Source organism: Saccharothrix sp. DSM 118769 (assembly GCF_052936295.1).
In genome coordinates this window covers 6,501,320-6,525,181 of sequence record NZ_CP193627.1, presented here as the reverse complement: position 1 = coordinate 6,525,181, position 23,862 = coordinate 6,501,320, and the positions used below count along the sequence as shown (strand labels likewise).

At 74.3% G+C, this 23,862-nt stretch carries 12 protein-coding genes and 1 pseudogene; 8 read left to right on the top strand and 5 right to left on the bottom strand.

What is annotated here, in order from left to right; translation table 11 throughout:
* Nucleotides 1-46: 46 nt before the first annotated feature.
* Entirely contained in the window at nt 47-1,378 is a 1,332-nt protein-coding gene (locus ACRAKJ_RS27310; RefSeq protein ID WP_438926287.1) for an FAD-dependent oxidoreductase, read from the bottom strand.
* A 128-nt stretch (nt 1,379-1,506) separates the two neighbouring features.
* Nucleotides 1,507-2,352, bottom strand: coding sequence for an NmrA family NAD(P)-binding protein (locus ACRAKJ_RS27305; protein WP_447008715.1), 846 nt, complete (start codon nt 2,350-2,352; stop codon nt 1,507-1,509).
* A gap of 80 nt (nt 2,353-2,432) precedes the next feature.
* Here ACRAKJ_RS27305 and ACRAKJ_RS27300 point away from each other — a divergent pair, with 80 nt between their 5' ends.
* Complete coding sequence (locus ACRAKJ_RS27300; protein WP_438926709.1) at nt 2,433-3,365, top strand: cupin domain-containing protein; 933 nt, start codon at nt 2,433-2,435, stop codon at nt 3,363-3,365.
* A 22-nt stretch (nt 3,366-3,387) separates the two neighbouring features.
* On the opposite strand, the gene ACRAKJ_RS27295 is transcribed toward ACRAKJ_RS27300, so the two are convergent.
* Together ACRAKJ_RS27295 and ACRAKJ_RS27290 are read right to left on the bottom strand one after the other, a co-directional pair.
* On the bottom strand, nt 3,388-4,923 hold the full coding sequence (locus ACRAKJ_RS27295; protein WP_438926708.1) for an FAD-binding protein: 1,536 nt from the start codon (nt 4,921-4,923) through the stop codon (nt 3,388-3,390).
* A gap of 62 nt (nt 4,924-4,985) precedes the next feature.
* Complete coding sequence (locus ACRAKJ_RS27290) at nt 4,986-6,233, bottom strand: phthiocerol/phthiodiolone dimycocerosyl transferase family protein (protein ID WP_438926707.1); 1,248 nt, start codon at nt 6,231-6,233, stop codon at nt 4,986-4,988.
* 231 nt (nt 6,234-6,464) lie between these two features.
* On the opposite strand from ACRAKJ_RS27290, the gene ACRAKJ_RS27285 reads away from it, so the two are divergent.
* Genes ACRAKJ_RS27285 through ACRAKJ_RS27270 form a run of 4 tightly spaced genes read left to right on the top strand, consistent with a single transcriptional unit; the run spans nt 6,465 to nt 9,984 of the window.
* Nucleotides 6,465-7,262: a BTAD domain-containing putative transcriptional regulator gene (locus tag ACRAKJ_RS27285; protein WP_438926706.1), complete on the top strand. Its 798-nt coding sequence runs from the start codon at nt 6,465-6,467 to the stop codon at nt 7,260-7,262.
* Between the two features lie 54 nt (nt 7,263-7,316).
* On the top strand, nt 7,317-8,279 hold the full coding sequence (locus ACRAKJ_RS27280; protein WP_438926705.1) for a ribonucleotide-diphosphate reductase subunit beta: 963 nt from the start codon (nt 7,317-7,319) through the stop codon (nt 8,277-8,279).
* Nucleotides 8,280-8,282: 3 nt separating this feature from the next.
* Nucleotides 8,283-8,744 carry a hypothetical protein gene (locus ACRAKJ_RS27275; protein WP_438926704.1) on the top strand — a complete coding sequence of 154 codons (462 nt, stop codon included), beginning with the start codon at nt 8,283-8,285 and terminating at the stop codon, nt 8,742-8,744.
* Nucleotides 8,745-8,796: 52 nt separating this feature from the next.
* Nucleotides 8,797-9,984: an acyl-CoA dehydrogenase family protein gene (locus tag ACRAKJ_RS27270; RefSeq protein ID WP_447008714.1), complete on the top strand. Its 1,188-nt coding sequence runs from the start codon at nt 8,797-8,799 to the stop codon at nt 9,982-9,984.
* Nucleotides 9,985-10,060: 76 nt separating this feature from the next.
* Here ACRAKJ_RS27270 and ACRAKJ_RS27265 read toward each other — a convergent pair whose 3' ends face one another.
* Entirely contained in the window at nt 10,061-10,447 is a 387-nt protein-coding gene (locus ACRAKJ_RS27265) for a YybH family protein (protein WP_447008713.1), read from the bottom strand.
* Nucleotides 10,448-10,624: 177 nt separating this feature from the next.
* On the opposite strand from ACRAKJ_RS27265, the gene ACRAKJ_RS27260 reads away from it, so the two are divergent.
* From ACRAKJ_RS27260 to ACRAKJ_RS27250, 3 genes and pseudogenes are all read left to right on the top strand, one after another.
* Entirely contained in the window at nt 10,625-12,193 is a 1,569-nt protein-coding gene (locus ACRAKJ_RS27260) for an aminotransferase class III-fold pyridoxal phosphate-dependent enzyme (RefSeq protein ID WP_438923353.1), read from the top strand.
* Between the two features lie 8 nt (nt 12,194-12,201).
* Nucleotides 12,202-13,488, top strand: a complete 1,287-nt coding sequence (locus ACRAKJ_RS27255) for a helix-turn-helix domain-containing protein (RefSeq protein ID WP_438923354.1) — start codon at nt 12,202-12,204, stop codon at nt 13,486-13,488.
* Between the two features lie 197 nt (nt 13,489-13,685).
* Nucleotides 13,686-23,831, top strand: a pseudogene (locus ACRAKJ_RS27250) (SDR family NAD(P)-dependent oxidoreductase); the annotation flags it as partial.
* Between the last annotated feature and the right edge of the window lie 31 nt (nt 23,832-23,862).

The following is a 23,862-nucleotide window of genomic DNA, read 5'->3' as shown; positions in this document are numbered from 1 at the left end:
CTCCGGCGGGTCGTCAGCCCGGGTGGGCCGTCAGCCCGGCAGGCCGTCAGCCCAGCAGGTCGGCGGCCTGCCGCGCCGCGCGCAGGCCCGACTCGAAAGCACCCTCGACGAAACCGGTCCAGCCGCTCGCGATGTCGGAGGTCGCGAAGGCCACCTTGCGGTGCGGCTGCTGGATCGCGGGCAGCTGGGTGGTGAGCTGGCCGGGCCTGCGCAGCGCCCAGGCGCCCCGCGCGTACGGGTCGACGCCCCAGTCGTGGGCGCGGAAGTCGACCAGGATCGCCTCCGGCAGCACGGCCTTCAGCGCCAGCTCGACGGCCGAGCGGTCCCTGATGTCCAGCGCGGGCAGGGCGTTGATGCCGAACATCAGCTGGCCGTCGGCCAGCCTGCCCTGCGAGACCAGGGCGGCGAACGGGTCGCCCTCGGCGCCGTTGACGAGCACGTCGTCGTCCAGGCCGCGCACGTGCAGCCACAGCTTGCGCACGTTCGGCACGCCGACGCCCTGCCGCGTCGCGGTGGCGTGCACCTCCGGCAGGGCGGGGAAGAAGCGGATCGTCCTCCACACGTTCACCGGCACGGCCACCACCACGGCCTTGGCCGTGTAGCCGCGGCCCAGGCCGGCGGTGACGGCGACCCGCCGCGCGCTCTGGGTGACCGCGCGCACCGGCGCGTTCAGGCACACCGTGGCGTCCGAGTCGCCGAGGACGGCGCCGATCAGCGCCGACATGCCGCCGGCGGGGCGCAGGCCCTGGCTGGAGTACCAGTCGGCGGCGTTCCCACCGGCCAGGGCCCACCACTGCGCCAGGCCGGTCAGCGCGCCGAACGCGCTGGAACCGCCGGACTGCCCCGCGGTGACGCCGGTGACCCAGCTCTCGTCGTCGGCGGACAGCCCCAGCTCGTCGAGCCGGTCCCGCAGCGAGAGGTGGTCGACCGCGCGGACCAGGTCCTCGCGGGTGAGCGGTTCGGCGGGGTTCGGGAAGTACTCGTCCGAGCCCGCGAACAGCCTCTCCAGCAGCCCGCCCTGGCGGGTGACGAGGTCGGTGATCGTGAAGTCGCCCGGGCCGTCCGGGGTGGGCATCACGGCGCGGGTCGGCGCGGGTCCGCCGACGGTCCCGATGCCGTACCGGCGCAGCGCGTCCATCACCAGCGGGTGCCCGGCGGAGACGAACTGGCCGCCCACCTCCACGCTCTGCCCGGCGAAGGTGTCCGTCCACGTGCGACCGCCGAGGCGGTGGCGTGCTTCGAGGACGAGCGTATCGAGGCCGCGGGCCGACAGCTCGCGGGCCGCCACGGCCCCCGCGAACCCGGCTCCCACGACGATCACGTCGTAGTCCTGTCGCGCCAACGACGAGTCGTCGGTGGCGACGGTGATCCCGTTCATGGTCCTTCCCCCCTGTTCGTGCTTCTGACCGGCGCGGCTGTTGCAACCCCCGAAGAACGCCGCGCCGGGGTGCCGGGTACGCCCGTGGACCCGACAGGTCGTGACCTGTCGGGTCCACGGGCACGCGGTCAGACCGCCCAGCCGCCGGCTTCGGCGGTGCTCTTGGCGAACTCCGCGAAGGTCCGCGGCGGGCGACCGAGGGCGCGCTGCACGCCGTCGGACAGGTAGGCGTCCGTGTTGTTGCGCAGCGGCTCCACCATGTCCGCGAAGACGCTCGCGTCCTCGCGCGGCAGGCCCTGCTCGACGAGCTCCGCGACGAAGTCCTCGACGGAGAGCGGCACGTAGCGGACCTCGCGGCCGGCGGCCTCGGAGATCGCGGCGACCGCCTCGGCCAGCGTGATCGCGGCCGGGCCGGACAGCTCGTAGATCTGGCCCGAGTGCTTGTCCTCGGTCAGCGCGGCGACGACGACGGCCGCGATGTCCTCGGCGTCGACGAAGCTGGCCGCGCCGTCGGCGGCGGGCAGCCGCAGCTCACCGGCGCGGACGTAGTCGGCGAAGAAGCCCTCGCTGAAGTTCTGCGCGAACCAGCCCGGACGGGTGATCGTCCACTCCAGGCCGCTCTCCCGCACGGCGGCCTCGCTGTCGAGGAGGCCCTCCAGCATGCCGGTGCTGTCGTTCGCGTAGTCGGGGTTGTCGATGCCGCGGCCCGAGGCCAGCACGATCCGCCGGACGCCGTGCTTCACCGCCAGCTCGACGAACGGGCGGACGAGCATCGTGCCGTCGAGCTGCACGATGTAGGCCGACTGGGCACCTTCGAGAGCGGCGTCCCACGTGCCGCTGTCGGTCCAGTCGAAGACGTGCTCACCGTGCCGAGCAGCCGCGCGGACCGGGCGGCCCTGGGCGCGGAGCTGCTTGACGACGCGGCTGCCGGACTTGCCGGTGGCCCCGGTGACGAGAATTGGTTGGTCAGACATGACCTCATCCAACCGGGGGTAACCGAGAGCATCAATGGCTGAGACTCTTTGTTTGATGTCTTTGCGTCTACAGTGTGGGTATGGATGCTGTCTCGGACCTGCTGGCGGACGTCCGGGCGCACGGCGCCCTCTTCCAGCAGGCGATCATGCGACCCCCGTGGGCCCTGCGGATGGCCAGCGGCGCCCCGCTGACGCTGGCCACGATGCTGCGCGGCCGGGCCTGGATCATCCCCGACCGGGGCGAGCCGGTGCCGGTCGACGCCGGTGACGTCGCCGTCGTCCGCGGCGACGTGCCCTACACCGTGGCCGACGACCCCTCGACCACGCCGTCGCTGGTGGTGACCAGCGCCGACTACTGCTCGACGGTCGAGGGCGTCGAGCACGCCTCCGGGTGGACCTGCGGCACGCCCGACGACGGGTCCACCGTGCTGCTCAGCGGGGCGTTCGAGCGCCGCGGCGAGCTGAGCGAGCGGCTGTTGCAGGCCCTCCCGCCGGTGCTGGTCGTGCGGGCCGAGAACATCTACCCGCCGGCGGCGGTGCTCGCCGACGAGGTCGCCAGGGACCGCCCGGGGCAGCAGCTGGTGCTGGACCGGATGCTCGACCTGATGCTGATCTCCGTGCTGCGCAACTGGTTCGACAACCCGGCCGCCGACGCCCCGGGCTGGTGCCGGGCGCTGGAGGACCCGGTCGTGGGCACGGCGCTGCGGCTGATGCACGACAAGCCCGCCCACCCGTGGACGGTGGCGGAGCTGGCGACCGGGGTGGGGGTGTCGCGGGCGGCGCTCGCCCGGCGGTTCACCGCGATGGTCGGCGAACCGCCGATGGCCTACCTGGCGAACTGGCGGATCGCCCTGGCGGCGGACATGCTGCGCGAGACGGACGACACGGTGGGCACGATCGCGAGGAAGGTGGGCTACGCCAACGCCTTCGCGCTGAGCGTGGCGTTCAAGCGGGTGCGCGGCACGCGGCCCAGCGACCACCGCAGCCCGGAACCGGCGTGGCGGGCCGGCTGAGACCCGCCGCGCCGGTGGGCGGTCAGCCCGGGAGCCGCACCGAGAGCCCGTGGTTGAACACGTCGCGCGGGTCCCACCTGGCCTTGACCTGTTGCAGCCTCGGGTAGTTCCCCTTGTAGTACAGGGTGTGCCAGGGCACGCCCGAGGTGTTCCAGGCCGGGTCCGCCGTGTCGACGTCGGCGTAGTTGATGTAGGAGCCGTCGTACAGCTCGCCGGGGACCGGGACGCCGCCGGTGTCGGCGTGCACGTCCCGGTAGAACTCCCTGATCCACCGCAGGTGCTCGGCGTCCTCGGCGGGGTCGGTCCAGCTCGTCACGTAGACGATCTTGTTCACCGAGTCGCGCTGGGCCAGCGCGGTGGCCGTCGGCGGGACGGTGTTGACCGCGCCGCCGTAGGAGGTGATCAGCCAGCCCGCGGCCGGGTTGTCGTAGTCGTCGTCGGTCAGCCGGTCGTAGGCGATGTCGAGCTGCCGGTCCGGCAGCGCCTTGCGCAGGTAACCGGCCTTCACCTTCGCCCTGGTGCCGCTGAACGTGTCCGGGCTGCGCGACAGCAGCGCGGACTTCAGCCACGGGTCGCGGCGCGCGTCGTGGGTGAACGGCACGCCGACCCCGTCGTTCAGCGCGGCGAGGTAGTCGGCCAGCAACCGGTCCGCGTCGGGCAGCGTGCCGTCCAGGGTGGTGCTCAGGTCGAGGACGCCCGACTGCCGGCGCATCACGGTGAACAGGCTGTAGAGGCTCGCCCACGGCGAACCCGGTTCGCTGTTCGCCTCGTGCCAGCGGCCGTGGTTGCGCAGCAGCCTGCGGAAGGCGTCCCGGGTCATGTCCGCCCACGACCACCGCACCAGGCTGTCCAGCACGATCGCCGGCGGCGCGGGCAGCAGCCGGGTCGGGTCGGTCCCGGTGGCGCCGGGGGAGCGGAACCAGTACTTGACCACGACGCCGAAGTTCCCGCCGCCCCCGCCGGTGTGGGCCCACCACAGCTCCCGGTTCGGGTCGTCGGCCCGCCGCGTGGCGACCACCGACCGGGCCTTCCCGGCCGCGTCGACCACCACGACCTCGACCGCGTGCAGGTGGTCGACCGAGGTGCCGTGCAACCGGCTCAGCCTGCCGTAGCCGCCGCCGCTGACGTGCCCGCCGGTGCCCACGGTCGGGGTCAGGCCGGCGGGCACGGTGACGCCCCACTTCTTGTAGAGCGCGCGGTAGACCTCGCCCAGCTCGGCGCCCGGCTCGACGCGGAACGCGCCGTGCACCGGGTCGTAGTCGATCGCGTCCAGCTCCGACAGGTCGATGATCACCTGCGAGGACGGCGCGTGCACGAAGTCCTCCCCGCAGTGCCCGCCGCTGCGGACGACGACCTTCAGGCCGGCGTCCACCGCGCCCTGCACGGACCGCACGACCTGGGCGGCCGAGTCGACCACGTGCACCTGGCGCGGCGTGCCGACGAACCGGGCGTTGGAACCGATCACCAGGTCGGCGTACCGGCGGTCGGCGGGCGTGACCACCGCGGCGGGTACCGGCGGGGCGTCCGGCGGGGTGAGGTCGCGCAACTGGTCGGTCATGGGGGTCCTCCCGGACCTGTCGGGGGCACCGGCGGGCGGTGCGGAGCACGTGGTGGGGCGGGTCAGCCGAGGAGGTCGCCCAGCCCCGACCGCAGGGCCGCCAGCTTCCGCAGCGCGGACTCGCGCAGGGCCGGGTCGCTGAGCATGATCTCGACGGAGGTCCTGCCGTTGAACGAGTAGATGACGTAGAGGTGCATCGAACCGGAGCTGGTCGGGCTCAGGACGCTCGCGTCCTGGACCTTGGTGTGCAGGACGCCGCGGTAGGCGTCGAGGGCCAGTCCCGCCGGTGAGCGCAGTTCCGGGATCGTGCCCAGGTTGGTGGTCAACACGCTACCGGGTGCGGACGGCCGGGCGAGGTCGTTGAGGAAACCCGGGATGCCGGCCGCGGTCCGGCGGATGCCCGTCCCCTCGTCGAGCGCCTCGGGCAGGCACGCGCCGACCGCGCGCGCCAGGCCGACCAGGTCGCCGTCCGTGTCGTCGGTCGCGGTGAAGCCGACGAAGCTGATCACGTTCGTCCCGTCGGCCGCCGCCACCGGCGGGGTCAGCCTGGCCCGCATGTCCACGGTGATGTAGTAGGGGATCGCGGTGATCGGCTGCCCGCGCTCGGCGGCCTCCGCCCGGATGATCGCCGCGGACACGAGCGCGTTGAGCGTGACGCCCTCGCGGCGGCACAGCTGCCGCAGCGCTTCGGTGTCCAGCTCGCACCCGACGATCTCGTTCGTGAAAGCGGGCAGGTCGAGGACCTCGGCGTCGCGCCCGGTCGGCGGCCCCGCCGGCGGGGGCGGGTACTCGAAGTCGCCCACGCCCCGGTCGGCCAGGATCTTCTCCACCGCGTCCGGGTAGCCGCGGGCGTCGAGGCGGAAGGACCTGCCTTCCACGACGTCCGTGTAGCAGGACCAGAAGTCCTCCAGCACGGCGACGCCGTGGTGCCCGTCGGCGATGGCGTGGTGGATCATCAGCGCGACGGTCGCCCGGTCGCCGTCGCGCACCACGTGGACCGCGGACAGGCCGTCGTGCGGGTCCACGTCGTAGCCCGTCAGCGGGGCCGACGGGTCGGCCTCGACCACGCTGACCCCGGGCAGCGGTCCGGTGGCGGCGACCAGCACCCGGTGGTCGCCGACCTGTTCCAGGCGCGCGGCCAGGACGGGGTAGGCGTGCCGGACGCACTCCAGCGCGGTGGCGAGCGCGTCGAGGTCCAGCGGGCCGCGGACCTCCATGGTGTAGCCCACGCAGGTGCCGAGCGCGGCGTACCAGCTCTCGGTGGGGGAGAGGCTGCGGACGGCGAGGGTGCGGCTGACGGGTGCGATCACTTCGCGCATCTCCTTCGACGGGGTCGGCGGACCGGTCCTCGACCGGCCCGCTTCCGCTGTCTACCGGAGCCGCGCCGCGCGGCCCACCCGTCGACGCCGGTGCCGTGCCTCCGGAAGCGGAAGTGCAGCTTCATGAGCGCGCCGCGACCTGGAAGCCCGCCGAACCCCGGACATACGGTCCTCATCGACGGCACCACCGCGGTGGCCGACGGAGAACGCCTGGGGGGAAGCATGCGATTCCACGTGTTGGGCCCGCTCCAGGTGCGCGACGACGACCGCCCGGTGCGGGTGAGGGGGGTGCGGCAGGCCGCGACCCTGGGGTACCTGCTGTTGCACGCCAACGAGATGGTGCCGGTGAGCAGGCTGATCGACGCGCTCTGGCCGACGAGGGTCCCGCCCACCGGGCGGCAGGTCCTGCACAACGCCGTCTTCCGGTTGCGCGGCACCCTCGCCGCCGTGCGCAGCACCCGCCCGGCGGAGCTGCGGCGCGTCGGCCCGGGCTACGCGCTGCTCGTCGACGAGGAGGCCCTCGACCTGGCGGCGTTCCGGCACCTGGCCGGCCGCGGCCGGGCCGAACTGCGCGCCGGCCAGTGGGAACGGGCGTCCGCCACGCTGCGCCGCGCGTCGCGGCTGTGGCGCGGCACGGCGCTCGCCGACCTGGCCGAGCACGGCTACGACTGGCCGGAGCTGCGGTCCCTGCACGACGAGCGGGCGTCGGTGCTGCTCGACCGCGTCGACGCGGACCTCGCGCTGGGCCGCGACGCCTACGTCATCGGCGACCTGGAGCGCCTGCTGGAGGTCGACCCGCTCAACGAGCAGGTCTGCGGCCGGCTGATGCGGGCGCTGTACGAGACCGGGCGGCAGGCCGACGCGCTCACCCTGTACCGCACCACCAGGTCCGCGCTGATCGGCCAGCTCGGCCTGGAGCCGAGCCCGCCGCTGCGGGAGCTGGAGCACGCGATCCTCAACCACGACCTCGCGCCCGTGTCCGCCGGGGACCCGGTCCCCGGCGTCCGCGGGCGCGGCTGACGCCGCCCCGAACCCGTGACCCCGCCTAGGCGGAAGAGAACTGGAGACCACTGGATGACTCGGATGTCACCGGCCGTGCTCGCGTCGGTCGAGCACGCGACGCTGGACGAGCTCAAGGACGTCAACATCGACGACATGATCGCCTACGTCCACAAGGACCTGAAGAAGCTGCCGGAGAACATCGACCTCTACAAGCGCTACTTCACGCACCGGTGGAACGCCTACGACCTGGACTTCACCCAGGACGCGATCGACTGGCGGACCAAGATGAGCGACATGGAGCGCAAGGCGTTCACCGAGATCGCCGCCGCGTTCCACCACGCCGAGCGCCAGGTCGAGGTCGAGCTGCCGATCTTCATGCTCACGGGCAGCGAAGAGGCCAAGATGTACCTCGCCACCCAGCTGGAGGACGAGGCCCGGCACACGCTGTTCTTCGACCGGTTCTACCGCGAGGTCGTCGGCCTGCCCGGCGACTCCGTCGAGGAGATGCTCACCGCCTCCTTCCCGCACGTGCCCGAGACGTTCGTGGGCGCCTTCGGCCTGCTGTCCTACCTGTCCGACGACCTGCGCCGCGACCCGGAGAGCCCGGCCAAGCGGGTGCGGTTCGCCACGTCCTACTTCCTGTGGATCGAGGGCGTGCTCGCCCTGACCATCATGAAGCTGACCCTCACCTACTGCCGCAACAAGGGTTACCTGCCCGGCTACTACACCGGGTTCATCGCCTCCTGCCGGGACGAGGCCAGGCACGTCCAGTTCGGCATGCGCTTCCTGCGCGACTCGGTGCAGCAGGACCCGCGGCTGCTGCACGAGATCCACGAGACGCTGCGCACCGAGCTGGCGATGAACGGCGGCGCCAGCGTCCCGGCCCCGCTGCAGCCGCTGGGGTTCTCGGAGGAGGAGGTCGTCCACTTCATGATCCGACAGGTCAACAACAAGGTGTCCGACGTCGGCATCTCGTTGCCGCCGGACATCCAGGAGATGGTCAACAACATCCAGCCCGAGATCGCGGGGGGCTGACCGATGACCGCGACCGCGCAGACCTACCGATTCCTCGGCGACGAGTGGGCCGAGGCCGTCCGCGAGCGGCTCGACCGCGGGCCGAGCGAGGAGACCCTGGCCCGCAAGCAGGCGAGCTACTGGGAGTGGATCGCCGCCACCCGCGGGGCGTACTCCCACACCTGGGCGCTCGGCGTGGAGGAGCGCGACGGCCGCACCACCTACCTCCACCTGACGTGGCAGGAGGGGAAGTGCGCCAAGGCCGAGGTCGTCGCGCCGGGTGAACCGGTGTCGGCCGATTTCGTCATCGTCGGCACCAAGGACACCTGGCGGCGTTTCCACGCCGGGCAGCTGAACCACCAGCGGATGGTGGTGGACAAGCAGTTGCGGCTGACCCACGGCAATGTCCTGATCTTCTTCCGCGCGGTGTTCTTCTTCATCGAGAGCCTCGCCGCGATGGAACTGGTCCCGACCAGCTTCGACTGAGCACCGGTCTGCCGGAAATCCGGGGAACAACATCGATCGAAAGGTGAACTGCGTGTCCACGGACCTCGATATGGGATATGCGCCGGACGTCCGGAAGCTGGTCGACAAGGCGCACGGGTTGATCCCGCTGCTGCGCGCCAACGCGGCCCGCGGTGAGGAGGAGCGCGGCCTGGCGGCGGAGTGCGTGGACGCGCTGCGCGACGCCGGGTTCTTCCGGATGAGCGTGCCCCAGTGGCTGGGCGGCGACGGGCTGGACGTCCGGGGCCAGTCCGCCGTCATCGCCGCGGTCGGCCGCGGCGACGCCTCGGCGGGCTGGCTGGTCAGCATCGGCGTCGCGGCCGAGACGCTGGCCTCGCTGATCTCCAAGGAGGGCGCGAAGGAGATGTTCGGCCCCTCGCCGGACGTCTTCGTGTGCGCCAACGGCGGGCACCACTCCGCCACCGCGACGCGCGCCGACGGCGGCTACCGGGTCTCCGGCCGGTTCCCGACGATCTCCGGCTGCGAGATCGGCGACTGGATGATCCTGGCGGTCGTGCCGGTCGTCGCCGACGGCGAGCCCACCGGTGAGCTGATCTCCCTGGCCGCCCCGCCCCGGGACGCCCGCATCGACCGCACCTGGCACGTCGCGGGCATGCGGGCCACCGGCAGCCACACCGTCGAGTACGACGCCCTGTTCGTGCCGGACAGCCGGGTCATCAAGCACACCCTCGACCCCGAGCTGGGCCTGACGAACTTCCCCAGCCTGGAGAGCTTCGCGGCGGTGGCGCACCGCACCATCGCCTCGCTGGTCGGCACCGCGCACGGCGCGCTGGACGTCGTGCGGGCGATGCTGGACAAGGGCAGGCCGCTCATGGACACCACCTACGGCTCCGCGCTGGAGTCGCCGGTCGTGCGCCAGTGGCTCGGCGAGGCCACGCACCTGGTGGACACCGCCTACCAGCACGTGATGACCGCCTCGGACATGTACGACTCGGCCCGGGCGGCGGGCTCCATGTCGCGGGAGGAGCGCACCCGCGCGCGCAGGCACGGAGCCTCCGCGCTGGACGCCGCCCGCCAGGCCATGATGAAGATCCTCGACCTGGGCGGGACCAGCGGTTTCGCCGAGTCTAACCCGTTGCAGCGCTACTGGCGGGACTTCGAGGTGGGCAGCCACCACATCCACCTCAGCAGGCTGATCGCCATGGAGGACTACAGCCGGGCGCTGCTGGGCACCGAACAGCCGGTCTCGGTCATCCACTGACCCGACCCGCACGACGCGGCTCGCCCACCGGGACCGGTGGGCGAGCCGCGTGGCGTAGGGGGTCAGCGGTCGGGGGTCAGCGGGAGCCGAAGCGGTTGTCGATGGCGAACTTCCACCCGCCCTCCGGGTCGCGCACCAGCACGTCGGTGGCCCGCCCGCTCTGCGTGTGGCGGGCGCCGTCCGGGCCGAGCTCGTCCAGCGACCACTCGGTGACCGCCAGGGCCACGTCGCCGGCCAGGTAGGTGTGCACGAACTCGAAGTGGACCTGCGGCTTGGACTCGGCGAAGTACCCGGCCAGCGCCTCGCGAAGGTCACCGCTCTTGGGCAGGGCCAGGCCCGGCTCGACCACGGTGGCCCCGTCGTCGACGAAGGTGGCCAGCACCCCGTCGACGTCCCCCGCGTTGAACGCTTCCGTGTACTTCTTCTGGATTTCGGCGAACATCCACAGATCCTCTCTGAACATTTCCCGCTCCTCTGTGTCGGGAATGTGTCCCGCTGGGGCAAGGTTAAAGTCCGGACCGGTTCCGGCGATAACCGCCCGCTAATCCACCGCTAACGCCCCGCAGGCGTTAGCGGTGGATTAGTGAGCAGTTAAGCCGGTCGGAAAGAATGAACTCAGGCCGAGGGGAAAGAGAGGGCCATGACGTCCCAAGTCAACGAACTGGTCGACGGCGCCCTGCACCAGGCGACGGGCGAAGTCGGCCTGGACGTGGAATACGTGCGGGCCACCGGCAACACGCTGTTCGCGAAGGGGGTGGACGGGACCGAGGTGCCGGTGGCGGACTTCCTCGGCGGGTACGGGGCGCTGCTGCTGGGCCACAACCACCCGGTCCTGGTCGCCCACCTCACGGACCTGCTCCGCCGTGACGCCCCCGTGCTGACGCCGCTGTCGCTGCGCCCCCGGGCGAACGAGGTCGTGCACGCGCTGAACCGCGTCCTGCACCGGGAGTTCGACACCGACGAGCCGTACTTCGGGGTCTTCGCCAACAGCGGCGCCGAGGGCGTCGAGGTCGCGGTGAAGCACGCCGAGCTGGACCGCCGGATGCGGGAGGGCGCGCTGCGCGCCGAGGTCGAGGAGCACGTCGCCGCCGCGCTGGCCGCCGCGCCGGCGGAGGTCGACGCCTCCGCGCTGGGGCTGCCCGCCGGGACCGGGCTCGACGAGGTGGTGGCGGCGGTCCGCGAGCGCAACGAGGCCGCTCTCGCCACCCCGCCCCGGCTCCTCGCGCTGAGCGGCGGGTTCCACGGCAAGCTGGTGGGCACCAGCCAGCTCACCCACAACGGGGACTACCGGCTGCCGTTCTCCTCGCTGGCCGCGCAGGCGACCTTCGCCCCGGCCAACGACCCGGAGGCGCTGCGGGCGGTGTTCGAGGACGCCCGCGTCGTCGCGTACGACCTGCGGACCACCGGCGCGCGGGTCGAGGTCGTGCGGCGCGACGCCCCGGTCTTCTGCGCGCTGCTGCTGGAACCGGTGCAGGGCGAGGGCGGCATCGTGCCGCTCACCACCGAGTTCGCCAAGCAGGTGCAGGCGCTGGCCGCCGAGTTCGGCTGCCCGGTCGTCGTGGACGAGGTGCAGAGCGGCATGGGCCGCAGCGGCACCTTCTTCGCCTCCGCCCAGCAGGAGCTGCTCGGCGACTACTACGTGCTGTCCAAGAGCCTGGGCGGCGGGCTCGCCAAGCTCTCGGTGACCCTCGTGCGGGCCTCCCGGTACCGGCCCGAGTTCGAGATGGTGCACAGCTCGACCTTCGCCAAGGACGGCCTGTCCACCTCGGTGGCCGCCGCCGTGCTGGAGCTGCTGGAGGCCGACGGCGGGGCGCTCTACCGCCGGGTGCGCGAGCGCGGCGCGCGGCTGGCCGGGGCGTTGCGGTCGGTGCGGGCGGACTACCCCGAGATCCTCGTCGACGTCCGCGGCCCCGGCCTGCTCCAGGGCGTCGAGTTCGGCGACCTGTCCACCTCGGGCTCCGCCCTCGCCGCGCAGCTCCAGGCCGCGGGCCAGTTCGGCTTCCTGGCCAGCGGCTACCTGCTGCACGAGCACCGCGTCCGGCTGTTCCCCACCGGCAGCGCGCCGAACACGCTGCGGTTGCAGCCCTCGGTGCACGTCACCGACGAGGAGATCGACCGGCTGGCCGCCGGCCTGCGCGCGCTGTGCGCGCTGCTGCGCGCCGGCGACGACCAGGGGCTCACCGCGTTCGTCGCCGAACGCGCCTTCTAGGGAGTGGGATGACGAACACCGCGAGGCTGCTGCTGTCCGCGGCGCCCGGGGCGGCGGGCCAGACCGCCTGCCGCTCCGAGGTGATCGAGGAGGCGGCCACCCACTGCGGGCGGGACGGGGTCGGCTGGGCCGTGTCCACCGCGCTCGGCCTGCGGACGGCCATCACCCGCGAGCTGGCCGAGTGCGGCGACACCCGCCTCACCCGGGAGGACCACGCGTTCCTGGAGATCATCGCGCTGTGGTGCGCGCTGCGGCTGAGCGGGGCGCGGCGGCTGCCCGCGCCGCTCACCGAGGGCGTCGAGGCGGCGGTGCGCACCCACGTGGAGCGCGGCTTCGAGCTGGACGGCTCGCTGGCCCTCGTCCGCATGGCGCACGCCCGGATCACCCGGGACCTGATGGGCAGGTGCGGCCGGCTGGACGAGGAGCACCAGCCGGTGGCGGTGATGTGCGAGCTGTCCGAGGCGCTGTTCGACGCGGTGGAGACCCTGTGCAGGCTGGTGTCCACCCGGTTCCTGCGGGAGCGGGAGAGGTGGCGCGGCGGGCTGGTCGCACAGCGCCGCGAGCTGGTGCGCGGCGTGCTGCGCGGCGAACCGGTGCCCGAGGACCGGGCCACCCGCCGGCTCGGCTACGACGTGACCCGGCAGCACCTCGCCGTGCTGGTGTGGTCCGAGCGCGCCGACCGGCGCGACGCCGACCTGGAGCTGGCCGCGCTGCGCCTCCTCGGCCGCGCGGGGTGCGCGGCGACGCTGCTCATCCCGGCCGGTGCCGCGGGGCTGTGGGCGTGGGGCGCGCAACCGGCGACGGGCACGGGGCTGGCCGACGTGCCGCTGCCCGAGGACGTGCGCGCGGCGGTCGGGCTGCCGGCCGCCGGGCTCGCCGGGTTGCGCGCCTCGCACCTCCAGGCCGTGACCGCCGCCCGGATCGGGGCGCGCTCCGGCGCGTCCGCGGTGCACGAGTACCGCGACCTGGAGTTCGTCGCGCTCCTGGCGGCCGACGAGACCGCGGCGGCGGCCTTCGTGGCGCGGCAGCTCGGGCCGCTGGGCGCGGACACCCCGTCCGCGCGGGTGCTCCGGGCGACGCTCAAGAGCTACCTCGACGAGGACCGCAGCCCCGCGGTCGCCGCCCGGCGCCTGCACGTCGCGAAGAACACCGTGCTGTACCGGGTGAAGAAGGCCGAGCGGCTGCGCGGCAGCCCGCTGGGCGACAACCGCCTGCACCTGCACGCCGCCCTGCACCTGGCCGAGGTCCTGGACACGGGCGACCCCCGGCCCGTCGGCACGGCGGCGACGGCCTGACCGCACCGGGCCCCGCCCGGCCCGCACGAGCACCCGGCCCGCACGAGCAACCCGGCCGCACGAGCACCCAGCCCGCACGAGCACGAGGAAGGTGTACCACCGTGGCGGAAGCCGAGAAGCTGCGCGACTACCTCAACAAGGTCACCGTGCAGCTCAAGCAGGCGCGCAGCCGCATCCGCGAGCTGGACGACGCGGCCGGTGAGCCCATCGCCGTCGTCGGCATGAGCTGCCGCTACCCCGGCGACGTGCGCGACCCGGACGACCTCTGGGAGCTGGTCGCCGAAGGGCGGGACGCGGTCACCGACTTCCCCACCAACCGGGGCTGGGACCTCGACGCCCTCTACGACGCGGACCCGGACCGGCCGGGCACCTCCTACCTGCGGGAGAGCGGTTTCCTGCACGACGCCGACGAGTTCGACGCCGAGTTCTTCGGCATCTCGCCGCGCGAGGCGCAGGCCATGGACCCGCAGCAGCGGCTGCTGCTGGAGTCCGCGTACTCGGCGCTGGAGGACGCCGGCATCGCGCCCGGCACGCTGCGCGGCAGCGACACCGGCGTGTTCGTCGGCGTCATGGCGCAGGAGTACGGCCCCAGCCTGCTGAACCCGACGGTCGCCGCCGCCGACGGCTACCTGGTCACCGGCAACCAGCTCAGCGTCGCCTCCGGCCGCATCTCCTACACCCTCGGCCTGGAGGGACCGGCGGTCACCGTCGACACGGCGTGCTCGTCCTCGCTGGTGGCGATGCACCTGGCGGTGCAGGCGCTGCGCGGCCGGGAGTGCGGGCTGGCGCTCGCCGGCGGCGTCGCGGTGCTGTCCACCCCGGGTTTCTTCATCGACTTCAGCAGGCAGCGGGGCCTGGCGCCGGACGGCCGGTGCAAGTCCTTCGCCAAGGCCGCCGACGGCACGAGCTGGTCGGAGGGCGTCGGCACGCTCGTCCTCGCCCGGCTGTCCGACGCGCGGCGGCTCGGCTACCCGGTGCTGGCCCTCATCCGGGGCAGCGCGGTCAACCAGGACGGCAAGAGCAGCCAGCTCAGCGCCCCCAACGGGCCGTCGCAGCAGCGGGTGATCCTGGGTGCGTTGGCGTCGGCGGGGTTGTCGGTGTCCGATGTGGACGTGGTGGAGGCGCACGGTACGGGTACGCCGTTGGGTGATCCGATCGAGGCGCAGGCGTTGTTGGCGACCTACGGTCGCGGTCGGCCCGCCGACCGCCCGCTGTGGTTGGGGTCGGTGAAGTCGAACATCGGCCACACGCAGGCGGCGGCCGGCGTCGGCGGCGTGATCAAGGTGGTGCAGGCGATGCGCCACGGCGTCCTGCCCAGGACCATCCACGTGGACGAGCCGACGCCCGAGGTGGACTGGTCGGCGGGCGGCGTGGAGCTGCTGACCGAGTCGAGGCCGTGGCCGGAGGTCGGTCGGCCGCGTCGGGCCGGGGTGTCGTCGTTCGGCATCAGCGGCACCAACGCGCACGTCATCCTGGAGCAGGCCCCGGAGCCCGAGCCGGCCGGGCCCCGCGACCTGCCGGCCGTCGTGCCGTGGGTGCTGTCCGGGCACAGCGAGGAGGCGGTGCGGGCGCAGGCCGCGAGGCTGGCCGAGCACGTCGCCCGGTTCCCGGACCCGCACCCGGCGGACGTGGCCTTCTCGCTGGTCACCGGCCGGGACCGGTTCGACCACCGGGCCGCGGTGGCCGGCGACCGGGACACCCTGCCGGCCGAGCTGGCCGCCGTGGCCGACGGGCGCGCCGACGTGCACCGGGTCCGGCCCGGTCGCGTGGTGTTCGTGTTCCCGGGTCAGGGGGCGCAGTGGGTGGGGATGGCGGCGGGGTTGTTGGGGTTGCCGGTGTTCCGGGACGCGTTGGTCGAGTGTGATGCGGCGTTGTCGTCCTTCGTGGGTTGGTCTGTGGTGGATGTGGTGCGGTGTGTGCCGGGTGCGCCGGGGTTGGACCGGGTGGATGTGGTGCAGCCGGTGTCGTTCGCGGTGATGGTGGCGTTGGCGGCGTTGTGGCGTTCGGTGGGTGTGGAGCCGTCGGCGGTGGTGGGTCATTCGCAGGGCGAGATCGCGGCGGCGGTGGTGGCCGGTGCGCTGACCGTCGCAGACGGGGCGCGGGTCGTGGCGCTGCGCAGCGGCCTGATCGCCCGCGAGCTCAGCGGCCTGGGCGGCATGCTGTCCCTGGCGGTGTCCGCCGAGCGGGCCGCCGAACTGGCCGCGGGCGCCGACGTCGCGGTGGTCAACGGACCCGCCTCCGTGGTCGTGGCCGGCGCGCCCGACGTGCTCGCCGAGGTGGCCGCCCGGTGCGAGCGCGACGGCGTCCGGCACCGGTTGCTGCCCGTGGACTACGCCTCGCACAGCGCGCAGGTCGAGCGGATCGCCGACCCGCTGCACACCGGGCTGTCCGGCGTCGCGCCGGTGTCCGCCGGGGTCCCGTTCTACTCCACGGTCACCGGCGGACCGGTCGACACCGCCGGGCTGGACGCCGGGTACTGGTACCGCAACCTGCGGCGGCCCGTGCTGTTCGCCGACACCGCGCGAGCCGTCGTGGACGACCTCAGGTCGGCCGTGTTCATCGAGGTGAGCACGCACCCGGTGCTGGTGGCCGCCATCGAGGACACCCTGGCGGACGCCCCGGTGGCCGCGCTGGGCACCCTGCGCCGCGACCACGGCGACCAGCGCCAGTGGCTCACCGCCGTCGGCCGGGCGCACAGCCGGGGCGTGGCCGTCGACTGGACCGCCGTGCTCGGGCCGGACGCCGCCCGCGTGCCGCTGCCCGGCTACGCGTTCCAGCGCCGCCGGTTCTGGCTCGACACCGACCAGGCCGGCGGCGACCCCGCCGGCCTGGGCCTCGACGCCACCGGCCACCCGCTGCTCACCGCCGCGCTCCCCGCGGCGACCGGCGACGGCGTGCTGCTGACCGGTCGGGTCGGCCTGGCGACCCACCCGTGGCTCGCCGACCACGCGGTGGGCGACACCGTCGTCCTGCCGGGCGCGGCCCTCGTCGAACTGGCCGTGCACGCCGGGGACCACCTCGGCCTGCCGACCGTGGACGAGCTGGTCGTCGAAGCGCCCCTGGACCTGACCGAGCCGCGCCGGCTCCAGGTCGACGCGCACCGCGACGGGGACGGCCGGGCGACGGTGACCGTCCACTCCCGCGCCGAGGACGAGCCGTGGGTGCTGCACGCCGTCGGCGTGCTGAGCGGCGGGCAGCGCCCGGAACCCGCCGACACCGACCAGTGGCCACCGGCCGACGCGCGGCCCGTGGACGTCACCGGCGCCTACGCCGAGCTGGCCGGTCGCGGCCTGCGGTACGGGCCCGCCTTCCAGGGCCTCACCGCCGCCTGGCGCCTCGGCGACGAGCTGTGCGCGGAGGTGGAGCTGCCCGCCGAGCCGGACGAGGGCTTCGGCATCCACCCGGCGCTGCTCGACGCCGCGCTGCACCTGTTCGCGCACGAGGACTTCACCGACGGCGTCCGGTTGCCGTTCAGCTGGCACGGCGTGCGGCTGCACGCGGTCGGGGCGACCCGGCTGAGGGTCCGGCTCACCCCGGCCGGGGAGGGCGCGGTCGCGGTGCGCGCCACCGACCCGGCGGGGCAGCCGGTGTTCACCGCGGACTCGCTCACCACCCGGCCCGCCGAGCCGTTCACCACCCGCGTGCCCGGCGGCGACCTGCTGCTGGAGGAGACCTGGCGGCCGGTGGCCGTGCCGGGGAGCACCGCGGCCGTCGTGTCCGCGCTGGACGACGACCGGCCCGGCCCGCTGGTCCGCTGGGACGCGCCCGCCGCCGACGCCGACCCCGCGACGGCCGTGCGGCAGGTCGTCGGGCAGGCCCTCGACGCGGTCCGGCGGTTCCTCGCCGAGGACCGGTTCGCCGACTCCACCCTCGTGGTGACCACGCGGCACGCGGTGGCCGCCGCACCGGGGGACCGGGTGGACCCGGCCGCCGCCGCGGTCTGGGGGCTGCTCCGCTCCGCCCAGTCGGAGAACCCCGGGCGGATCGTGCTGGTGGACGCGCCCACCGGGACCGACCTCGCGCGGGTGGCCGCGACCGGGGAGCCGCAGCTCGCCGTCCGGGACGCCGACGCGGCCACCGCGCTGGTGCCCCGACTGGCCCGGCTCACCGCACCCGCCGCCCCCGCTGCCGGGTGGCGGCCGGACGGCGTCGTGCTGATCACCGGGGGCACCGGCGTGCTCGGCGCGGCCCTGGCCCGGCACCTGGTCCGCGAGCACGGCGTCCGGCACCTGGTGCTGGCCGGCCGGCGCGGCCCGGACGCCCCTGGCGCCCGGGAACTGGCCGACGAGCTGACCGGGCTGGGCGCGGCGGTGCGCGTGGCGGCCTGCGACGTGGCGGACCGCGAGGCCGTGCGGGCGCTGCTGGCCGACCTCGACCGGCCGCCGACCGCCGTGGTCCACACCGCCGGGGTGCTCGACGACGCGACCTTCACCGAGCTGACCCACGAGCAGGTCGACCGGGTGCTGCGGGCCAAGGTGGACGCCGCCTGGCACCTGCACGACCTGACCGGCGACCTGGACGCCTTCGTGCTCTACTCCTCGCTGGCCGGCCTGATCGGCAGCGCCGGCCAGGCCAACTACGCGGCGGCCAACACGGCGCTCGACGCCCTGGCCCGCCACCGCCGCGACCTCGGGCTGCCCGCGACCTCGCTCGCCTGGGGGCTGTGGGCGCAGGCCAGCGGGATGACCGGCCACCTCGACGGCACCGACCACGCCCGGCTGGCCCGCGACGGCCTCGCCGCGCTCGACACCGGGGCCGGCCTGGCGGCCTTCGACGCCGCCGTGGCCGCCGACCGGCCGGTGCTGGCCGTCACGCCGCTGGACCTGGCCGCGCTGCGCACCGCCGAGGAGGTGCCGGTGCTGCTGCGGGGCCTCGTGCCGCCCGCCCGTCGCCGGGCCGTCCCCGGCGACGCCACCGACCTGGCCGACCGGCTGCGCGCGCTCACCGAACCGCGGCGGCACGCCGCGCTGCTCGACGTGGTGCGCGGCCACGTGGCGAACATCCTCGGCCACGCCGACCCGGCCGCCGTGCCCGCCGACCAGGCGTTCCGCGACCTCGGGTTCGACTCGCTGACCTCGGTCGAGCTGCGCAACCGGCTGTCCAGGGCGATCGACGCACGACTGCCCGCCACGCTGGTGTTCGACCACCCCACCCCCGCGGCGCTGGCCGGGTTCCTGCTCGCCACCCTGGGCGTCGCGCCAGCCGCGCCGACCGCGCCGACCGCCGGGCCCACCGCCGGGTCCGCCGCCGACGAACCCGTCGCCATCATCGGCATGGCCTGCCGGTTCCCCGGCGACGTGCACGACCCCGAGCAGCTGTGGGAGCTGCTCGCGGCCGGGCGGGAAGGGCTGTCGGCGTTCCCGGCGGACCGGAACTGGCCGACCCTGGACACCGTCCCCACCGGGCGCGGCGGCTTCCTCGCCGGCGCGGCCGACTTCGACCCCGCGTTCTTCGGCATCTCGCCCCGCGAGGCCGTGGCCATCGACCCGCAGCAGCGGCTGCTGCTGGAGACCGCGTGGGAGGCCGTGGAACGCGCGGGCATCGACCCGGCGTCCCTGCGCGGCACCGCCACCGGCGTGTTCGCCGGCTCCATGTACCGGGACTACAGCGCCCGGTTCACCGGTACCGCCGGCGGCTACGAGGACGTGCTCGGCGCGGCCAACGCGGGCGGCGTGCTGTCCGGCCGCCTGTCCTACGTGCTCGGCCTGGAGGGACCGGCGATGAGCATCGACACCGCGTGCTCGTCGTCGTTGGTGGCGATGCACCTGGCGGCGCAGGCGCTGCGGAGCGGGGAGTGCTCCCTCGCGCTGGCCGGCGGCGTCACGGTGATGGCCACCCCGGAGACGTTCGCGGAGTTCGGCAGGCAGGGCAACCTGGCGGCGGACGGGCGCTCCAAGTCGTTCGCCGACGCCGCCGACGGCACCGGCCTGTCCGAGGGCGTCGGGCTGCTCCTGCTGGAGCGGCTGTCCGACGCGCGGCGCAACGGGCGTCGGGTACTGGCGGTGATCCGGGGCAGCGCGGTGAACCAGGACGGTGCGAGCAACGGGATGACCGCGCCGAACGGTCCGTCGCAGGAGCGGGTGATCCGGGCGGCGTTGGCCGCCGCCGGGCTCGGTCCGTCCGATGTGGACGTGGTGGAGGGTCACGGGACGGGTACGACGTTGGGTGATCCGATTGAGGCGCAGGCGTTGTTGGCGACTTATGGGCGGCGTTCCGGTGGTCCGTTGTGGTTGGGGTCGGTGAAGTCGAATTTCGGTCATACGCAGGCCGCTGCGGGTGTGGCGGGTGTGATCAAGGTGGTGCAGGCGATGCGGCACGGTGTGTTGCCGAGGACGTTGCACGTGGATCGGCCGAGTTCGGAGGTGGATTGGGAGTCGGGTGCGGTGCGGTTGTTGTCGGAGGCGCGGCCGTGGCCGGAGGTGGGTCGTCCTCGTCGGGCGGGGGTGTCGTCGTTCGGGATCAGCGGCACCAACGCCCACGTGATCGTGGAGCAGGCGGAGGAGGCGGCCGAGGAGCGGACCACCCCACCGACCGCGACCGTGCCGTTGGTGCTGTCCGCGCGGACGGTGCCGGCGTTGCGGGCGCAGGCGGAGCGGATCGCCGCGTTCCTGCGTGAGCGCCCGGACGTGCCGCCGGTGGATGTCGGTTTCTCCCTGGCCACGACGCGCACGGCGTTCCCGTTGCGGGCCGCTGTGGTCGGTGCGGATCGGGAGGAGTTGCTGGCGGGGCTGGAGGAGTTCGCCGAGAGCGGTGAGAGTGTGACCGCGCGCCCCGGTGGTCTGGCCTACCTGTTCTCGGGTCAGGGTGGTCAGCGGGTCGGGATGGGGCAGGGGCTCTACGCGGCATATCCGGCGTTCGCCGAAGCGTGGGACGCGGCGCTGGACGCCGTGGACGCCGAACTGGCGGACTGGGTACCGCTGCCCGTGCGCACCGTGCTGGCCGAGCACCCGGAGTTGTTGGACCGCACGGATTACGCGCAGGCCGGGTTGTTCGTGGTGCAGACGGCGTTGTTCCGGCTCTACGAGTCGTGGGGGATCAAGCCGGACTGGTTGGTGGGTCATTCGGTGGGGGAGATCGCGGCGGCGCACGTCGCCGGGGTCTTCTCCCTCAAGGACGCGGCGCGGTTGGTGGCGGTACGGGGCAGGTTGATGGCGGCCCTGCCGGAGGGTGGCGCGATGATCGCCGTGCAGGCCACCGAGGATGAAGTGTTGCCCCTGCTGGACGACGAGGTGGGCCTCGCGGCCGTCAACGGCCCGGACGCGGTGGTGGTGTCCGGGAACCGGGAGGCCGTCGAGGCGGTGGCGGCCCGGTTCACCGCCCAGGGACGTCGGACCAAGGCGCTGCGGGTGAGCCACGCGTTCCACTCGCCGCTGATGACGCCGGTGCTGGACAGGTTCCGCGAGGTGCTCGGTGAGCTGTCCTTCGGCGAACCGGCCATCCCGATCCTGTCCACGGTGACCGGGCAGCCGGTCGACGGCGACATGGCCGACCCTGGGTACTGGCTCCGGCACGTCACCGACCCGGTCCGCTTCCACACCGCGCTGACGGCGGTGGACGGCCGGTCCGTGTCGACCTACCTGGAGCTGGGGCCGGACGGCGTGCTGGCGGCGCAGGCCCAGCGGGTGCTGGACGACCGCGTCGTGGCGCACGCGCTGCGCGCCGGGCAGGACGAGGAGCGCAGCGCGACGACCGCGCTCGGCGCGCTGCGCTCGGCGGGGCACGAACCGGACTGGGCCGCGGTGTTCGCCGGGGCCAGGGTCGCGGACCTGCCGACCTACCCGTTCCAGCACGAGCGCTACTGGCTGGACAGCCCGCCGGTCACCGGCGTCCCGGCCGCGGTCGGCCAGCAGTCCGCCGACCACCCGCTGCTGGGCGCGGCCGTGCCGCTGGCGGAGGACGGCGCGCTGGTGTTCACCGGGCGGTTGACGCCGGACGAGCCGGGCTGGCTCGCCGAGCACCGCGTCCTCGGCCGGGTGGTCCTGCCCGGCGCGGCGCTGGTGGAGCTGACCCTGCACGCGGCGGCGCGGACCGGCGCGACCACCATCGAGGAACTGCTCGTCGAGACCCCGTTGGAGCTGGACGGACCGCGCCAGGTGCAGCTGACGGTGTCCTCGGCGGACGACCGGACGCGGGTCCGGGTGCACTCCCGGCCGGACGACCCGCACGCGGACTGGGTCCCGCACGCCACCGCGACCCTGGTGGACGCGCCGGTCCCGACGCCGACGCCGATCGGCCAGTGGCCGCCCGCCGGTGCGACGCCGGTCGGGGTGGCCGAGCTGTACGAGGACCTGGCCGACCGCGGCCTGGACTACGGGCCCACCTTCCGGGGGCTGCGCGCCGCCTGGCGGCACGGGGCGGACCTGTACGCCGAGGTGGCCCTGGACCAGGACGGCTACGGCCTGCACCCGGCCCTGCTGGACGCGGCGCTGCACCCGGCGGCGCACGCCGACGGCCGGTTGCGCCTGCCGTTCGGCTGGACCGGCGTCCACCTGCACGCCACCGGCGCGCGGCTGCTGCGGGTTCGGCTGACCAGGCACGGCGAGGACTCGCTGACCCTGCACGCGGTGGACGCCGCCGGGCTGCCCGTGCTGACCGTCGACCGGTTGACCACCCGGCCCGTCAGCGCGGACCAGTTGGCCACCCGGCCCCGGACCGGCCACGCGGTGCACGTGCTCGCCTGGCACCCCCTGGCGGACCGGGACGCCGGGCGGACCGACGTCCGGGTGGTCGAGCTGCCGGAACCGGCCGCCGAACCCCTCTCGGACATCCGGCAGGCGCTGAACGCCGTGCTGCTCGGGCTGCGGGACGAGCTGACCCGCTCCGAGGGGACGATCGTGGTGCGCACCACCTCGGCGGTGGCGGTGGACGACCGGGAGACACCGGACCCGGCCGGTGCCGCGGTCTGGGGGCTGGTGCGGTCCGCGCAGGCCGAGCACCCCGGCCGGATCGTGCTCGTCGACGCCGAACCGGGCGCCGAACCCGACCTGGCCGCGCTCGCCGCCACCGGGGAGCCGCAGGTCGCCGTGCGGGCGGGCCGGGCGAGCACGCCCCGGCTGACCGCCGTGCCGGTCGCGGCGGACGGCTCCCCGTGGACGCCGGGCAGCCGGGTGCTGGTCACCGGGGCGGGCGGCGCGCTCGGCTCGGTGATCGCGCGGCACCTGGTGCTCGCCCACGGCGTGCGGCGACTGGTCCTGGTCGGTCGGCGCGGCGTGCCCGCCGAGCTGGTCGGGGAGCTGACCGACCGGGGTGCCGAGGTCACGGCGGTCGCCTGCGACGTGTCCGACCGCGCGGCCGTGGCCGACCTGCTGGGCGAGCACCCGGTCACGGCCGTGGTGCACGCGGCCGGGGTGCTCGACGACGGCGTGCTGACCGCGCTCACCGAGGAGCGGTTCGACAACGTGCTGCGGGCCAAGGTGGACGCGGCCTGGCACCTGCACGAGCTGGCCGGGCCGGTCGAGGCGTTCGTGCTGTTCTCCTCCGTGGCGGGTCTGCTGGGCGGCCCCGGCCAGGCCAACTACGCCGCGGCGAACGCGGCGCTCGACGCGCTGGCCACCCACCGCGCGCGCCTCGGGCTGCCCGCCCGGTCGCTGGTGTGGGGGCCGTGGTCGGGCGGCGGCATGGCGGACCGGCTGTCGGGCGGCGACCGCGACCGGCTGCGCCGGGGCGGGCTGCTGCCCATCACCGACCCGGAGGGCGCCGCGCTGTTCGACCTGGCGCTGGCCGGTCCGGACCCGGTGGTCGTCCTGGCCCCGGTGGACCGGGCCGCGTCGCGCTCCGGGGAGGTGCCCGCCCTGCTGCGCGGGCTGGTCCCCACCGCGCCGCGCCGGGCCGCCGCCGAACCGGTGGCCGACCTGGCCGACCGCGTGCGCGGGCTGGGCGAGCGGGAGCAGGACCAACTGCTGCTGGAGGTGGTGCGCACCGGGATCTCCCGGGTGCTGGGCCACCGCGACCCCGCGGCGATCGACCGGGACCAGGCCTTCCTGGACCTGGGCTTCGACTCGTTGACCGCCGTCGAGCTGCGCAACCTGCTCGCGGCCGGCACCGGCCTGCGGCTGCCCGCGAGCCTGGTGTTCGACCACCCCACGCCCGCCGCGCTGGCGAAGCACCTGCGCGCGCAGCTCGCCCCGGAGGTCGCGGACGTGGTCCGGTCGAAGATCGACGAGGTGGACGTGCTGCTGGCGGACGTGGCGCTGGACGCCGACGCCCGGGGCCGGGTCACCGAGCGGTTGGAGCAGGTCCTCCAGCGCTGGCGCGAGGTCGACGCGGCGGCGGACGAACCCGATTTGGACAGTGCGAGCGATGACGAGCTGTTCCGCCTCGTCGACGCCACCGGGAAGGAGTGAGGCGATGTCCACCGAGGCGAAGTCCACCGAG